The organism is Streptomyces sp. NPDC057280 (assembly GCF_042668605.1).
Taxonomy (GTDB): Bacteria; Actinomycetota; Actinomycetes; order Streptomycetales; family Streptomycetaceae; genus Streptomyces.
Genome location: NZ_JBHUYR010000005.1, coordinates 425,128 through 440,433 on the forward strand (window position 1 = coordinate 425,128; position 15,306 = coordinate 440,433).

General features: G+C 71.3%; 10 protein-coding genes and 1 pseudogene. 5 read left to right on the forward strand and 6 right to left on the reverse strand.

Annotated features, from left to right (window positions below; all coding sequences use genetic code 11):
* Nucleotides 1-290: 290 nt before the first annotated feature.
* A complete protein-coding gene (locus ACFUO4_RS29475) occupies nucleotides 291-1,178 on the forward strand; it encodes a cellulose-binding protein (protein ID WP_383490577.1) in 888 nt (295 codons plus the stop codon).
* 193 nt (nucleotides 1,179-1,371) lie between these two features.
* Here the strand turns inward: ACFUO4_RS29475 and ACFUO4_RS29480 are convergent.
* From ACFUO4_RS29480 to ACFUO4_RS29500, 5 genes and pseudogenes are all read right to left on the reverse strand, one after another.
* Nucleotides 1,372-1,536, reverse strand: a pseudogene (locus ACFUO4_RS29480) (RNA polymerase subunit sigma-24); the annotation flags it as partial.
* A 154-nt stretch (nucleotides 1,537-1,690) separates the two neighbouring features.
* The gene (locus ACFUO4_RS29485) at nucleotides 1,691-3,301 is read right to left on the reverse strand and encodes a cation acetate symporter (protein WP_383490579.1); all 1,611 of its coding nucleotides are present in this window, start codon (nucleotides 3,299-3,301) and stop codon (nucleotides 1,691-1,693) included.
* A complete protein-coding gene (locus ACFUO4_RS29490; RefSeq protein ID WP_079312858.1) occupies nucleotides 3,298-3,735 on the reverse strand; it encodes a DUF485 domain-containing protein in 438 nt (145 codons plus the stop codon). The genes ACFUO4_RS29485 and ACFUO4_RS29490 overlap by 4 nt, the downstream gene beginning before the upstream one ends.
* 223 nt (nucleotides 3,736-3,958) lie before the next feature.
* A complete protein-coding gene (locus tag ACFUO4_RS29495; protein ID WP_383490581.1) occupies nucleotides 3,959-4,459 on the reverse strand; it encodes a GNAT family N-acetyltransferase in 501 nt (166 codons plus the stop codon).
* A 19-nt stretch (nucleotides 4,460-4,478) separates the two neighbouring features.
* The gene (locus ACFUO4_RS29500) at nucleotides 4,479-5,981 is read right to left on the reverse strand and encodes an MFS transporter (RefSeq protein ID WP_383490583.1); all 1,503 of its coding nucleotides are present in this window, start codon (nucleotides 5,979-5,981) and stop codon (nucleotides 4,479-4,481) included.
* Nucleotides 5,982-6,394: 413 nt separating this feature from the next.
* Between ACFUO4_RS29500 and ACFUO4_RS29505 the strand changes: the two genes are divergently transcribed.
* The 3 genes from ACFUO4_RS29505 (at nucleotide 6,395) to mfd (ending at nucleotide 13,533) form a co-directional block, all read left to right on the forward strand.
* Entirely contained in the window at nucleotides 6,395-7,183 is a 789-nt protein-coding gene (locus ACFUO4_RS29505; RefSeq protein WP_079312862.1) for an ABC transporter ATP-binding protein, read from the forward strand.
* Nucleotides 7,180-9,744, forward strand: coding sequence for an ABC transporter permease (locus tag ACFUO4_RS29510; RefSeq protein WP_383490585.1), 2,565 nt, complete (start codon nucleotides 7,180-7,182; stop codon nucleotides 9,742-9,744). Before ACFUO4_RS29505 ends, ACFUO4_RS29510 begins: the two co-directional genes overlap by 4 nt.
* A gap of 240 nt (nucleotides 9,745-9,984) precedes the next feature.
* Nucleotides 9,985-13,533 (forward strand): transcription-repair coupling factor, encoded by a 3,549-nt coding sequence (mfd, locus tag ACFUO4_RS29515; protein WP_383490587.1) that lies wholly within the window; start codon nucleotides 9,985-9,987, stop codon nucleotides 13,531-13,533.
* Nucleotides 13,534-13,678: 145 nt separating this feature from the next.
* On the opposite strand, the gene ACFUO4_RS29520 is transcribed toward mfd, so the two are convergent.
* Nucleotides 13,679-14,263 carry a TetR/AcrR family transcriptional regulator gene (locus tag ACFUO4_RS29520; RefSeq protein WP_383490589.1) on the reverse strand — a complete coding sequence of 195 codons (585 nt, stop codon included), beginning with the start codon at nucleotides 14,261-14,263 and terminating at the stop codon, nucleotides 13,679-13,681.
* A gap of 139 nt (nucleotides 14,264-14,402) precedes the next feature.
* On the opposite strand from ACFUO4_RS29520, the gene ACFUO4_RS29525 reads away from it, so the two are divergent.
* On the forward strand, nucleotides 14,403-15,302 hold the full coding sequence (locus ACFUO4_RS29525; RefSeq protein ID WP_383490591.1) for a hypothetical protein: 900 nt from the start codon (nucleotides 14,403-14,405) through the stop codon (nucleotides 15,300-15,302).
* The last annotated feature ends 4 nt before the right edge of the window (nucleotides 15,303-15,306 follow it).

Below are 15,306 nucleotides of genomic sequence, written 5' to 3' on the forward strand. Positions count from 1 at the left end.
AGAAGGTGCGGAGGAGGCGGGTCCGGTCACGGCGACCGGGCCCGCCTCTTCGTCGTCCCGGAGTGCCCGTCCCGGAGCACATCAACGCCACCGGTCGGCACCACCTGGGGCCGAACCATGGGCTCGTCGGCCCGCGTTTTCAGCGGTACGGGTCACGCCGGTACCCCCGCCTACCGGGGGACGGCCGTGACCTCTGTGCGGAGTGTCGCGTTATGCACTGTTATGCCTGATACATCAAGATGTGCGCGAAATCATCATTTTGCGTCCTTTTGATGGAGAGGGGTTCCAGGATGAGCGGCACACCTGTCTCGTCCCACGGCTTCGTGGTCGTACGGGGGCGCGGCTACCGTCCCGACCAGGTCGACGCGTACGCCGCGGCGCTCTCGCAGGACCGTGACGCCTCCTGGGAGCGTGCCGCCCGTCTGACCGTGCTCGCCAAGGAGATGGAGGCGGAGCTGGAGGCGCTGCGCGAGACGGTCGCGCGGCTCGCGCCGCAGTCGTACGAGACGCTCGGGGAGCGTGCGCGCCGGATCTTCCAGCTCGGTCAGGAGGAGGCGGCGGCTGTGCGTGACGGCGCGCGTCAGGAGGCGCAGCGCCTCGCGGAGGTGGCGCAGGCGCGCGCGAACGGCGTGCGCGACGCGGCACAGGCACACGCCGACGCCGTGCACGCCGAGGCGGAGGAGCGCGCCCGCCAACGCCTCCTCGCGGCGCGCGCCGAGGCCGACGAGATCCGCATCGCCGCCCGGCGCGAAGTGAAAGAGGGGCGCACGGAGGCGCTCGAAGCGTTGCGCGAGGTGCGGCAGCGCACCACCGGCATGCTCGCCGAACAGGCCAGGGAGCACGCCGAGCGCTGGGCCGAGGCCGAGCGCGCGGAGACCGAGCGCGCCGCGGCGCTGGACGCCCTGCACGCCGAGCAGGTAGCGCGTGCGGAGGCCGCACTGTCGGAGGCGAAGCAGGCGTTCGCCGACGCGGAGGCCGCCGGACGCCGACGCCAGGAGGAGGCGCGGGCCCGGGCCGCCGAGATCCTCGCCGAGGCGCGGCTGCGGGAGGACCGCATCGCGCGCGAGACGGAGCGGGTGCTGCGCGAGCACGGAGAGCGCTGGGACGACGTACGCGCCCACATGGACCTCGTACGCAACAGCTTGACGACGCTGACGGGCCGGGCGCCGGCGGAGTAGCCGCACGGGGGCGCGAGGCTGTGGTGATGCGCGGGGGCGCCTTCCGGCACCGCGGCACGCCGGCGCCCCGTCACCCGCTCACGCCCTCGACGCCGCCTCACGCCCCCGTCACCCACTCGCACGCTCCCGTCACCCACTCGCGCCCCAACACCGCCGCACGCACCCCACGTCCCATCCCCCACTGCGCCCCCACTCACCGCCCCTGCCGGGTCTCCCGAGCCTCCCGAGTCACCGCCCACGCGTCCGCCACCGGGCCGAGGTGGGTGAGTTTGTCGGGGTTGATGACGGTGCGGATCGTCTGGACGCGGCCGTCGAGCACGTCCAGCGTCCAGGTGTGGAGCACCTTGCCGTCACGGTCGCCGCGCGGCTCCCGCCGGGGTCTCCGGGCCCTCTGCTCCCCGCGCCGCACAGCCCCGCCGGGATCGACCGGCCCGCTGCTCCCCGCGCCGCACAGCCCCCCGCCAGGGCGGCCCCCGCCAGGGCGGCCCGCGCCAGAGGGGCCCACCGGCCCCCTACTCCCCCCTCCGCCCCGCCCCCGCCAGAATCCACCCCTCCACGGCCTCGTACTGCCGTCGCTGCTCCTCCGAGCCGCGGTGGCCGGAGAGGACCGTGCCCAGCCAGCCGAAGGCGAAGCCGGCCGGGATGGAGACGAGGCCGGTGGTGGTGAACGGGAACCAGTTGAAGTCGCTCTCCGGGAACGCCGACACGGGCGAGCCGGAGACGAGGTTGGTGCCCGGCATCAGCAGCAGGACCACCAGCGAGCCGCCGATCAGTGTGCAGAGCAGGCCCGTTCGGGTGTAGCGGCGCCAGAAGAAGCCGTAGACGAGGGCGGGGGCGATCGCGGAGGCGCCCAGGCAGAACGACAGGGTCACCAGCGGTTGAAGGCTGCGGTGCTGGACGAGGGCGGCCAGCAGGATCGCCGGGACGCCCACGGCGAGCGCGGACACACGCGCGAGGGTCATCTCGCGGCGCGCCGTCATCTCGCGCGCGTGGCCCGCGAACACGTCGTGGGCGAGGGAGTTGGCGCAGGCGAGGATCATGCCGGCGACCGAGGCCAGCAGGGTGAGGAAGATCGCGGTGGTGACCGTGGTGAAGAGCAGCGTCTCGGCCGTCGAGACCTCCGCGCCGAAGACGGCCCGGGAGGCCAGCAGATAGGCCGTGTTGCCCTGCGGGTCGGCCTCCGCGATGACCGCGCGTCCGATCAGCGCCGTGGCGCCGAACCCGACCACGGTGATGACGAGCACGAACAGCACCACCGACGACACGGCCCAGGACATCGAGCGGCGGACCGCGCGGGCGCTGCGGGCGGTGTACATGCGCATGGTGACGTGCGGGAGGCAGGCCCCGCCGACGACCACCGTCAGCTGCGAGACGATCATGTCGAGGCGGGGCGCGGGGCCGCCCGCGAACTGGAGTCCGGAGTGCAGGAACGCCGGTCCGACGCCGCTCTGCGCGGCGGCCGCGTCGAACAGCGCGCCGGGATTCCAGTCGTAGCGCTGGAGGATCAGTACGGCGACCACGGCGCCGGAACCCAGCAGCATCACCATCTTCAGGATCTGGATGAGGGCGGTGCCCTTCATGCCGCCGATCGCGGCATAACTGATCATCAGCACGCCGAGGCCGAGGATGCAGCCCGTCTTCAGGGAGTCGCCGGAGAAGCCGAGGATGAACGCCAGCAGCTGTCCGGTGCCCGCGAGTTGGACGAGCATCAGCGGCAGGAGGGCGGCGAGGGTCACCGCGCTGGCGGCGATGCGTACGGCGCGTCCCGGCATCCGGCGGGCCAGCGCGTCGCCCATGGTGAACCGGCCCGCGTTGCGCAGGGGTTCGGCCAGCAGGAACATCAGCAGCATCAGCGACAGGGCGGTGCTGAGGGCGAGGACGACCCCGTCGTAGCCGCACAGGGCGATCACTCCGCCGGTGCCGAGGACGGTCGCGGCGGAGATGTAGTCGCCCGCGATGGCGAGGCCGTTGCGCATGGGGGAGAGGGAGCCGTAGCCGGTGTAGAACTCGTCGAGGTCGTCGCGGTCGGGGCCGGTCATCACGCACAGCAGCAGCGTGATCGTGGCCACCGCGGAGAACGCCACCAGGGACATCGCCTGAGCGGAGTCGCTGAATCCGGTCATGACCTGGCCTCTCTCTTGGCGTCGACGGCGGTTTGTCTGCGGATGCGGTCGGCGACGGGATCGACGTACACGCGCGCGGTGTGCTCGTACAGCGTGATCGCCAGCCAGGTGACGGGGAGTTGGAGCAGGGCGAGCAGCAGGCCGGTGGGCAGTCCGTCGGTGACGCTGCTGGTCATGAGGGACGGCGCGAACGCGGACAGGATCAGGAAGAGGGTGAAGTAGCCGAGCGCGGTGAGTGTCGCGACGCGCCGCTGCCGGCGGTACGCGCCGCGCAGGACGCGCAGGTCGCTGTGGTGGCCCAGTGGGGGGTGGGGCGGACGGCGGCGGCCTGCGGCCGGTTGGTCTTCGAGGGGCGGCTGCCAGGGGTAGGTGGGGTACGCCGAGTGGGTCGGCGGCGGGGACGGGTACGGGGACGCGTACGGGTCGTGTGACATCCCGGTGCTCCTTGCGCGGCTCGGGTCCGGTGCGATGCGGACCGCAGGGAGTTGGGGGGGTGGGACGAGCGGAGCCACGCACGCTACTCGTAGGTAGCCGACGGTTGCGAGCTTTTCACCAAACTGATTGGTCGGTATGCGCTTACTTCGCTGACCTGGGGTGTTACCCGGATTAACTCAGATTTTTGAACGGCCGTCAGGGCTACGACGGGTTGAACGTGCGCTACGGACGGTGGTGCGCGGAGGTGAGGTCGCGGCGGAACCGGATGCCCGGGCGGCCGGCGACGACCGTCTCCTCGACGACCATGAAGCCGTTCCGTTCGAGGACTGTGCGAGAGGCTGGGTTGTCCAGCGTGGTGACGGCCTTCAGGGAGGTCAGTCCGTACGACGTCGCCGCCGTCCGGCACAGCAGCGCCACCGCCGCCGTCGCCACCCCGCGGCCCGCCGCCTTCTCGGCCACGCGGTAGCCCAGTTCGGCGCAGCCGTCCTCGACGTCGATCAGGTTCATCCGGCCGATCAGGGTGCCGGACGTGTCCAGTACGACGTGGAAGTGGCAGATCCCGGCGTCCTGTTCGGCCAGCCGCGCGCGGTGGATCTCCGCGAAGTCGGCGAAGTAGGCGTCCCCGCGGTCCGAGATCGAGCGGGTGAAGTACTCCCGGTTCTCCCGCTCGAAGGCCAGCAACGCCTCCGCGTGGTCCGCCCGCAGCCGCTCCAGCCTCACCATGAGGGCACTGTACGGCGGCTCACTCGGACAGCACCGGGAATTTCCGCGGCGCCAGGAACAGCAGCACCAGGAACGCCAGCGCCGCCGCGCACGACGCCCCCAGGTACACGGCGTGGACGGCGTCCGCGATGGCCCGCCGGGTCGTCTCGGGGGCCGTACCGGCGTCCAACGCGCGCGTGACGGAGTCGAGGTCGCTCGCCCCGCCGAGCCGGGCGGCCAGCACCCCGTTGGCGACCGCCCCGAACAGCGCGGCGCCGAAGGTCTGCCCGATCTGCCGGCAGAACAGGACCGAGGCCGTCGTCGTGCCGCGCTCGGCCCAGCCCACCGTCGACTGCACGCCGACGATCAGGGGCAGTTGGAACAGCCCAAGGGCCGCACCGAGGACCAGCATCAGCAGCGTGGGCTGCCAGGCCCGGCCCGGGTACGGCAGGAACGGGAACGTGAACAGCACCAGCGCCGCCGTGCCGATCCCCAGCATCGCGGTGTTGCGGAAACCGATCCTGCGGTACACGTGCTGGCTCAGCGCGGCCGACACCGGCCAGCTCAGCGTCCAGACGGACAGCACGAATCCGGCGGCCACCGGCGCCAGTCCCAGCACCGACTGGGCGTACGTCGGCAGGAACACCGAGGGCGCCACCATCAGCAGCCCCAGCGCGCCCAGCGCCAGGTTCACCGCGGCGATCGTACGGCGCCGCCACACCCACCCCGGGATGATCGGCTCGGCCGCCCTGCGCTCCACGGCCACCACGAGCGCCACCAGCGCCAGTCCCGTACCGAACAGGCCCAGCGACGGCGCCGACAGCCACGGCCAGGCCACCCCGCCCTGCACCAGCGCCGTCAGCAGCACGCCCCCGCACGCGAACACCGCGAGCGCGCCCGCCCAGTCGATCCGCGGGCGTACGGTCGAGTCCCGTTCCGGCTCGTGCAGGTGACGGACGATCAGCCACAGGGCCACGGCGCCGATCGGCAGGTTCACCAGGAAGATCCAGCGCCAGTCCGCGTACGCCGCCAGGACGCCGCCCACGCCGGGGCCGGCCACCGCGGACACCGCCCACACCGTGGAGAGCTTCGACTGGATCTTCGGACGCTCCTTGAGGGGGTAGAGGTCGGCGGCGAGCGTCTGGACGGTGCCCTGGAGCGCGCCGCCGCCCAGGCCCTGCACCACGCGGAACGCGATGAGCGCGCCCATGTTCCAGGCGAGCGCGCACAGCAGGGAGCCGAGCAGGAAGAGCGCCGCGCCCGCGACCAGCACCGGCTTGCGGCCGAAGGTGTCGGACAGCTTGCCGTAGACGGGCAGCGTCACCGTCACGGCCAGCAGATAGCCCGAGAACAGCCAGGAGAAGACGGAGAAGCCGCCCAGGTCGCCGACGATCTGCGGGACGGCCGTCGAGACGATGGTGGCGTCCAGCGCGGCCAGCGCCATCGCGAGCATCAGCGCCGCCACGACGGCGCCGCGCCGGTGCGAGCCGTGCGGGTTCGCGTCCGTCGCGGCGGGCTGTATGTCCGTGTCCCCCTGGTCCACCAAAGATCCTTTCCCCTTGCATCTATCTGCCGCGGGACAGCCTCTCACTTGACCCTCACGTCGCGGCAGGGTGCAGCCTGATCGCGCCGAAGGGGGGAGCGGACCCCGAGATCGGCTCCACCCGGGGGTGGACTGCCCCTAGGGGTCCCTCCGTACTACGGCTCGGGGAGGGTTCGTCCCACTGGAGGACGAGAGCGGCCTTGGCCGGTACTTAACTTGGCTTTACGCCGCTCGGGAGGGGTTCGGGGCGGCGGACCGGAGGTCGGGGGGTGGGGTTTTCCCCCGCAAAAGACTGCGCTGGGCACCAGCGCGCCGGACCCCCGGTGAGCAGCAGACTCATCGACGTAGCCAGAACGCATGCAGGACCCAGCAGCACACGCGCTTCATTCGCTGACCGACATAGGAGACATACCGTGACATCGGCTGTGACCATCACCAGGCACGGGGGCACTGGAGGGACTACGGCCGTTGCCGCGCGGGCGCGGCAGGTCGTGAAGGCGTACGGGTCCGGCGAGACCCGTGTCGTCGCCCTCGACCACGTGGACGTGGACATCGCACGCGGCCAGTTCACCGCGATCATGGGCCCCTCGGGGTCCGGCAAGTCCACGCTCATGCACTGCCTCGCCGGGCTCGACACCGTCAGCAGCGGCCAGATCTACCTGGACGACACCGAGATCACCGGGCTGAAGGACAAGAAGCTCACGCAGCTGCGCCGGGACCGGATCGGCTTCATCTTCCAGGCGTTCAATCTGCTGCCCACACTCAATGCGCTCGAGAACATCACGCTGCCCATGGACATCGCGGGCCGCAAGCCGGACAAGCAGTGGCTGGCGAGGGTCGTGGAGACGGTCGGGCTGTCCTCGCGGCTCAAGCACCGGCCCACCCAGCTCTCCGGCGGCCAGCAGCAGCGCGTCGCCGTGGCCCGGGCGCTGGCCGCCCGGCCGGAGATCATCTTCGGTGACGAGCCGACCGGAAACCTCGACTCACGCGCGGGCGCCGAGGTACTGGGCTTCCTGCGCCGCTCCGTGGACGAGCTCGGCCAGACCATCGTCATGGTCACCCACGACCCGGTCGCCGCCTCCTACGCCGACCGCGTCCTGTACCTGGCCGACGGCCGGATCGTCGACGAGATGCTCAAGCCGACCGCGGACGCCGTCCTGGACCGCATGAAGGACTTCGACGCCCGGGGGCGCACGTCATGACCGTCATGAAGACCTCGATGCGCAACTTCTTCGCGCACAAGGGGCGCATGGCCCTCTCGGCCGTGGCGGTGCTGCTGTCGGTGGCGTTCGTGTGCGGCACGCTGGTGTTCACCGACACCATGAACACCACGTTCGACAAGCTCTTCGCCACCACCGCCTCCGACGTCACGGTCTCCCCGAAGGAGGCCAAGAGCGACGACACCCCGCAGAACGGCAAGCCCGCCTCCCTGCCGGCCTCGATCGTCCAGCAGGTCGCGAAGGCGGACGGTGTGAAGTCCGCCGAGGGCGGCGTCAGTTCGATGAACGTGACGGTCGTCGACGACGAGAACAAGAACATGGGGTCGTCCAACGGCGCCCCCACCATCGCGGGCAACTGGACCAAGGGCGACCTGCGGTCCATGGAGATCACCTCCGGGCACGCCCCGCGCGGGCCGACCGAGACCATGGTCGACGCGGACACCGCCGACAAGCACCACCTGAAGATCGGCGACGAGCTGCGCACCATCTCCGTCGTCGGTGACTTCAAGGCGAAGATCGTCGGCATCGCCACCTTCAAGGTCACCAACCCCGGCGCGGCGATCGTCTACTTCGACACCGCCACCGCCCAGCGTGAACTCCTCGGCTCCGAGGGCCGCTTCACCCAGGTCTTCGCCACCGCCGCCTCCGGCGTCAGCGACACCCGGCTCAAGCAGAACGTCACCAAGGCCCTGGACGGCTCGTACAAGATCCAGACGGCCAAGGAGAACGCCGACGAGAACCGCGAGGACGTCGGCGAGTTCATGAACGTCATCAAGTACGCCATGCTCGGCTTCGCCGGGATCGCGTTCCTGGTCGGCATCTTCCTGATCATCAACACCTTCTCCATGCTGGTCGCCCAGCGCACCCGCGAGATCGGCCTGATGCGGGCCATCGGCTCCTCCCGCAAGCAGGTCAACCGTTCCGTGCTGGTCGAGGCGCTGCTGCTCGGCTTCGTCGGCTCGATCCTCGGCGTCGGCGCCGGTGTCGGCATCGCGATCGGCCTGATGAAGCTCATGTCCATGACCGGCATGAACCTCTCCACCGACGACCTCACCGTCAAGACCTCCACCCCCGTGGCCGGCCTGGTCCTCGGTGTCGTCGTCACCGTCCTCGCCGCCTACCTGCCCGCCCGCCGGGCCGGCAAGGTCTCCCCGATGGCCGCCCTGCGCGACGCCGGCAACCCGGCCGACGGCAAGGCCGGCTGGGTGCGCGGCCTGATCGGGCTCCTCCTGACCGGCGCGGGCGGTTACGCCCTCTACGCCGCCGCCACCGCCGACACGGCCAAGGACGGCTCGCTGCTGCTGGCCGGAGGCGTCGTCCTCTCCCTGATCGGCTTCGTCGTCATCGGCCCGCTCCTGGCGGGCGGGGTCGTCCGCGTCATCAGCGCGCTGATCCTGCGGGGCTTCGGCCCGGTCGGCCGCATGGCCGAGCGCAACGCCCTGCGCAACCCCCGCCGTACGGGCGCCACGGGCGCCGCCCTGATGATCGGCCTGGCCCTGGTGGCCTGCCTTTCGGTGGTCGGATCCTCCATGGTCGCCTCGGCCACCTCCGAGCTCGACAAGTCGGTCGGCGCGGACTTCATCGTCCAGGGCAACCAGCGGATCGTCCCGCAGGCCCAGAAGGCCATGGAGCAGACCCCGGGCCTGGCCCACGTGACCTCGTACAAGGAGGTCGCGGCGGTCCTGACCTCGCCCGACGGCAAGAAGGACGACTCCGAGGTGACGGCGGCCGACCCGACGTACGCCCAGGACCTGCGTCGCGCCACGACGGAGGGCACCCTCTCCGCCGCCTACGGCAAGGACGCCATGTCCGTCGGCTCCGACTACGCCAAGGACCACGGCGTCCACGTCGGCGACACCATCTCCGTCGCCTTCAAGGGCGGCAGGACGGCGAAGCTGAAGGTCGCGGCCATCACCGACGACGACTCGGCGCTGGACCAGGGGGCACGCTACCTCTCCATCGCGACGATGAAGCAGTACGTCCCCGCCGACCAGATCCCGCCGAACACGATCATGTTCGCCAAGGCCAAGGACGGCCAGGAGAAGCAGGCCTACGCCGCCCTGAAGAAGTCGCTGGACGAGTACCCGCAGTACCAGGTGCGCGACCAGACCGACTACAAGCAGGAGCTGAAGGACCAGATCGGCCAGCTGCTCAACATGGTCTACGGCCTGCTGGCCCTGGCGATCATCGTGGCGGTCCTCGGTGTCGTGAACACCCTGGCGCTGTCCGTCGTCGAGCGGACCCGGGAGATCGGCCTGATGCGGGCCATCGGCCTCTCGCGGCGGCAGCTGCGCCGGATGATCCGCATGGAGTCGGTGGTCATCGCCCTCTTCGGTGCCCTGCTGGGCCTGGGGCTGGGCATGGGCTGGGGCGCCACCGCGCAGAAGCTGCTCGCCCTGGAGGGCCTGAACGTCCTCGACATCCCCTGGCCGACGATCATCGGGGTGTTCGTCGGATCGGCCTTCGTGGGCCTGTTCGCCGCCCTGGTCCCGGCGTTCCGGGCGGGACGGATGAACGTCCTGAACGCGATCGCCACCGAGTAGCCACAGCCGACGGGGGAGCAAGGGCCCGGCGCCGAGAAGTCACGGGGGACTTCTCGGCGCCGGGCCCGTTCGTTTCCGTGGGTGCGCGGAACCGGCGGGAACCGGCGTTATCCACAGGCCCGGCAGCGCCGCGCGCAGCGACGTACGCTGGATACCCCCCGGCCGGTCACCGTGTCGGGCCCTTCGTGTTGCCCGCCCACCCTCGTGTCGCCCCCCTCCCAGGACGGAAAGCCCCTCTCCATGAGCCTGCACGGTCTGCTCGACGCCGTAGTCAAGGACACCGCCCTCGCGGAAGCGATCACCGCGGCCGCGGACGGCAACCGTATGCATGTCGACCTGGTCGGCCCCCCGGCGGCCCGCCCCTTCGCGATCGCCGCGCTGGCCCGCGAGGCCGGCCGCCCGGTGCTGGCGGTGACGGCGACGGGCCGTGAGGCGGAGGACCTGGCGGCGGCCCTGCGCTCGCTGCTGCCCTCCGAGGGCGTCGTCGAGTACCCCTCCTGGGAGACGCTGCCGCACGAGCGGCTCAGCCCGCGCAGCGACACCGTCGGCCGCCGCCTCGCCGTCCTGCGCCGCCTGGCCCACCCGCGCGCCGACGACCCCGAGACCGGCCCGGTGTCGGTGGTCGTGGCCCCTGTCCGCTCGGTGCTCCAGCCGCAGGTCAAGGGCCTCGGCGACCTGGAGCCCGTCGCCCTGCGCACGGGGCAGAACGCCGACCTGAACACGATCGTCGAAGCCCTCGCGGCCGCCGCCTACGCGCGCGTGGAGCTCGTCGAGAAGCGCGGCGAGTTCGCCGTCCGCGGCGGCATCCTGGACGTCTTCCCGCCCACCGAGGAGCACCCCCTCCGCATCGAGTTCTGGGGCGACGACGTCGAGGAGATCCGCTACTTCAAGGTCGCCGACCAGCGCTCCCTGGAGATCGCCGAACACGGACTGTGGGCCCCGCCCTGCCGCGAACTGCTCCTCACCGACGAGGTACGCGCGCGTGCCGCCGCCCTCGCCGAGGAGCACCCCGAACTCGGCGAGCTGCTCGGCAAGATCGCCGAGGGCATCGCCGTGGAGGGCATGGAGTCCCTCGCGCCGGTCCTCGTCGACGACATGGAGCTGCTGCTCGACGTGCTGCCGAAGGGCGCCATGGCCGTCGTGTGCGACCCGGAGCGGGTACGCACGCGTGCCGCGGACCTGGTGGCGACCTCGCAGGAGTTCCTGCAGGCCTCCTGGGCGGCCACCGCGGGCGGCGGCGAGGCGCCGATCGACGTCGGCGCGGCCTCCCTGTGGTCCATCGCCGACGTCCGGGACCGGGCGCGCGAGCTGGACATGATGTGGTGGTCGGTGTCGCCGTTCGCCGCCGACCTGGAGCTGGAGGCGGACACCCTCAAGCTCGGCATGCACGCGCCCGAGACCTACCGCGGCGACACCGCCAAGGCCCTCGCCGACACCAAGGGCTGGCTCGCCGAGGGCTGGCGCACGGTCTTCGTGACCGAGGGCCACGGCCCCGCCGCCCGCACGGTCGAGGTGCTCGGCGGGGAAGGCATCGCGGCCCGTCTGGCTGCATCTGATTCAAAAACGGGCGAGCTGGGGGAGATCTCCCCGTCCGTCGTGCACGTGGCGTGCGGCTCGATCGACTACGGCTTCATCGACCCGACGCTGAAGCTCGCCGTCCTCACCGAGACCGACCTGACCGGCCAGAAGGCGGCCGGCAAGGACGGCGCCCGGATGCCCGCCCGGCGCCGCAAGACCATCGACCCGCTCACCCTGGAGGCGGGTGACTACATCGTCCACGAACAGCACGGCGTGGGCCGCTACATCGAGATGGTCCAGCGGACCGTGCAGGGTGCCACGCGCGAGTACCTCGTCGTCGAGTACGCCCCCGCCAAGCGCGGCCAGCCCGGCGACCGCCTCTACATCCCCACCGACCAGCTGGAGCAGATCACCAAGTACGTCGGCGGCGAGGCCCCCACCCTGCACCGCCTCGGCGGCGCCGACTGGACGAAGACCAAGGCCCGCGCGAAGAAGGCCGTCAAGGAGATCGCCGCCGACCTGATCAGGCTCTACAGCGCCCGCATGGCCGCCCCCGGCCACACCTTCGGCCCGGACACGCCCTGGCAGCGCGAGCTGGAGGACGCCTTCCCGTACGCCGAGACCCCCGACCAGCTGACCACCATCGCCGAGGTCAAGGAGGACATGGAGAAGTCGGTCCCCATGGACCGCCTGATCTGCGGCGACGTCGGCTACGGCAAGACGGAGATCGCGGTGCGCGCCGCCTTCAAGGCGGTGCAGGACGGCAAGCAGGTCGCGGTGCTCGTCCCGACGACGCTCCTGGTGCAGCAGCACTTCGGCACCTTCTCCGAGCGCTACTCCCAGTTCCCGGTGAACGTCCGCGCGTTGAGCCGCTTCCAGACGGACACGGAGGCGAAGGCGGTCCTGGAGGGCCTGAAGGACGGCTCGGTGGACGTCGTCATCGGCACCCACCGCCTGTTCTCCTCCGAGACCAAGTTCAAGGACCTGGGTCTGGTCATCGTCGACGAGGAGCAGCGCTTCGGCGTCGAGCACAAGGAGCAGCTGAAGAAGCTCCGCGCCAACGTCGACGTCCTGACGATGTCCGCAACCCCCATCCCCAGGACCCTGGAGATGGCCGTCACCGGCATCCGCGAGATGTCGACGATCACGACCCCGCCGGAGGAGCGCCACCCGGTCCTCACCTTCGTCGGCCCGTACGAGGAGAAGCAGATCGGCGCGGCCATCCGCCGTGAACTGCTGCGTGAGGGCCAGGTCTTCTACATCCACAACCGGGTGGAGTCGATCGACCGCGCGGCCGCCCGGCTGCGCGAGATCGTCCCCGAGGCGCGGATCGCGACGGCCCACGGCCAGATGTCGGAGTCGGCGCTGGAGCAGGTCGTCGTCGACTTCTGGGAGAAGAAGTTCGACGTGCTGGTGTCGACGACGATCGTGGAATCCGGCATCGACATCTCCAACGCCAACACGCTGATCGTGGAGCGCGGCGACAACTTCGGCCTGTCGCAGCTGCATCAGCTGCGGGGCCGGGTGGGCCGAGGGCGGGAGCGAGGCTACGCCTACTTCCTCTACCCGCCGGAGAAGCCGCTGACGGAGACGGCTCACGAGCGCCTGGCCACCATCGCCCAGCACACGGAGATGGGCGCGGGCATGTACGTGGCCATGAAGGACCTGGAGATCCGTGGCGCGGGCAACCTGCTCGGCGGCGAGCAGTCCGGTCACATCGCGGGCGTCGGCTTCGATCTGTACGTCCGCATGGTCGGCGAGGCGGTCGCGGACTACCGGGCCTCCCTGGAGGGCGGTGTCGAGGAGGAGCCGCCGCTGGAGGTCAAGATCGAGCTCCCGGTCGACGCCCACGTCCCGCACGACTACGCACCCGGCGAGCGGCTCCGCCTGCAGGCCTACCGGGCGATCGCCTCGGCCAACACCGAGGAGGACGTCAAGGCCGTACGGGAGGAACTCGTCGACCGCTACGGCAAGTTGCCGGAGCCGGTGGAGAACCTGCTGCTGGTGGCGGGCCTGCGGATGCTGGCCCGCGCGTGCGGTGTCGGCGAGATCGTCCTGCAGGGCACCAACATCCGCTTCGCGCCGGTGGAGTTGCGGGAGTCGCAGGAACTGCGCCTCAAGCGGCTGTACCCGGGGACGGTCATCAAGCCGGCCGTGCACCAGGTGCTGGTGCCGCGCCCGAAGACGGCGAAGGTGGGCGGGAAGCCGTTGGTCGGGCGGGAGTTGCTGGGGTGGGTCGGGGAGTTCCTGACGTCGATCCTGGGGTCGTAGTGGGCCTCGGCGGGGCGTAGCGGTTCTCAGCGGGGTGGGGTCGGGCGCCGGGCGGTGTGGCGCCGGGGCACGGGCTGTCGGGTCCGGCGCCCTGTTGGTTTCCGGTGTCCCGTTGCTTTCCGGCGTCTCTGAGCATGGATGCCGGTCAGCGGAACAGCGTTGCCGCGAGCGTCCGGAACACCTCCTCGGGGTCCTGCTCGCCCACCGGGCCGTCCAGGTTGTGGCTCAGGAGGAGCGTCGCGAAACCGTGGGCAAGGGACCAGGCGGCGACACCGGCGAGGCGGGGGTCGACGTCGCCGGGGTCCACGGCGGACACCGACTCGCGCAGGGCGTCACCCGCGAGGGCGCGCGCCGTGGTGAGCTCGAGGTCGTCGGTGCGCAGCAGCCCGGGCGCGAACATCACCTGGAAGTGCGCGGGGTGCTCGCGTGCGAAGCGCACGTAGCGCACGCCCGCCTCCTTGAGGTCCGAGGCCTGACGGAGCGTGGTCGCCAGTAGCCCGAAGCCCTCGGCGGCGATCGAAGTCAGCAGACCGGTGCGGTCCTTGAAGTGGTGCGCGGGGGCCGCGTGCGAGACGCCGGCCCGGCGGGCGAGGTCGCGCAGGCTCAGCGCGGTGGGCCCGTCGGCGGCGATGACGTCGAGCGCGGCGGTGAGGATCGCGCGGCGCAGGTCGCCGTGGTGATAGGGCCGGCGCGCGGCCGGCTTGGTGCTGTCGGTGTCCGCAGGTGCCATGGACAGCAGCGTACGCCCAATCTAGGCATTGACAAGTTCGGGCGGCCGAGGCAATCTTGTCAGTGTCAAGTTGTGCGGTGGGTGGCCGAGCGGCTCCCACCGGCTTCGATGCGACTTCGATACGACGAGGAGGCGTGGCATGTCACAGCACGAGGGTGGGACCGGCGTCGTCGGCGGCGTGGAGCCGGCCCGGGCGCGTCAGCTCTGGCACCTGCTGGAGCCCCTGCACGCGGTCCTCTACTACGCGCCGGAGGTCTTCGAGGAGGCGGCGGCGCTCGGCTTCGACACGAAGGAGCGCTGGCCGAGCTACTTCCCCTTCCGCGCCGCGCCGTTGGGGGCGGTGGACGCCGGGCGCGTGACGTCCGCCTTCTACAGCTTCAGCCCGCGCATGGTCGCCGAGCATGTCGACACCGCGTGGGGCACAGCGCCGCCGGAGGAGGTGCTGGCGGCGCGATTGCGGGGCATCGACCGGGCGTACCGCGCGATGTTCGGCGACCGCGTCGACAGTCCCGAACTGGCGGAGGCCGCCGCCCTCGCCCGGCGTGCGGCCGAGGCGGCGAACACCGCGGGCCGCCCGCTGGCCGCGGCCAACGCCGCGCTGGAGTGGCCCGACGCCCCGCACCTGCAGCTGTGGCAGGCGGCGACGATCCTGCGCGAGCACCGCGGCGACGGCCACCTCGCCGCTTTGCTGGTCGCCGGTCTCGACCCGACCGAGTCGCTCGTCTCCTTCGCGGCGATAGGTGCCGCGTCCGTCGAGCGCTTCGAGAGCCGCGGCTGGAGCGAGGCGGAATGGACGGCCGCCCGCGAACGCCTTGTCGCGCGCGGCCTGGTCGACGCCGACGGGACGGCCACGGACGTGGGCCGCACTCTGCGCCGCCGCGTCGAGGAGCACACCGACCAACTCGCCGTCGCCCCGTGGCAGTCGCTCGCGCCGACCGAGATCGACCGGCTCGTCGAACTGCTCGGTGACTATTGGGTGGCGGTGCTGTCCTCGGGGTTGCTGCCATCGGAGTCGACGCTGGGGATCGGGAAGGTGTGAAGCT

What these genes read in the sequence shown, in the direction of transcription:
- ACFUO4_RS29485 (WP_383490579.1), bottom strand. Translation starts at nt 3,301, where the DNA reads ATGACCGGATTCAGCGACTCCGCTCAGGCGATGTCCCTGGTGGCGTTC.
- ACFUO4_RS29495 (WP_383490581.1), bottom strand. Translation starts at nt 4,459, where the DNA reads ATGGTGAGGCTGGAGCGGCTGCGGGCGGACCACGCGGAGGCGTTGCTG.
- ACFUO4_RS29490 (WP_079312858.1), bottom strand. Translation starts at nt 3,735, where the DNA reads ATGTCACACGACCCGTACGCGTCCCCGTACCCGTCCCCGCCGCCGACC.
- ACFUO4_RS29520 (WP_383490589.1), bottom strand. Translation starts at nt 14,263, where the DNA reads ATGGCACCTGCGGACACCGACAGCACCAAGCCGGCCGCGCGCCGGCCC.
- ACFUO4_RS29475 (WP_383490577.1), top strand. Translation starts at nt 291, where the DNA reads ATGAGCGGCACACCTGTCTCGTCCCACGGCTTCGTGGTCGTACGGGGG.
- ACFUO4_RS29525 (WP_383490591.1), top strand. Translation starts at nt 14,403, where the DNA reads ATGTCACAGCACGAGGGTGGGACCGGCGTCGTCGGCGGCGTGGAGCCG.
- mfd (WP_383490587.1), top strand. Translation starts at nt 9,985, where the DNA reads ATGAGCCTGCACGGTCTGCTCGACGCCGTAGTCAAGGACACCGCCCTC.
- ACFUO4_RS29510 (WP_383490585.1), top strand. Translation starts at nt 7,180, where the DNA reads ATGACCGTCATGAAGACCTCGATGCGCAACTTCTTCGCGCACAAGGGG.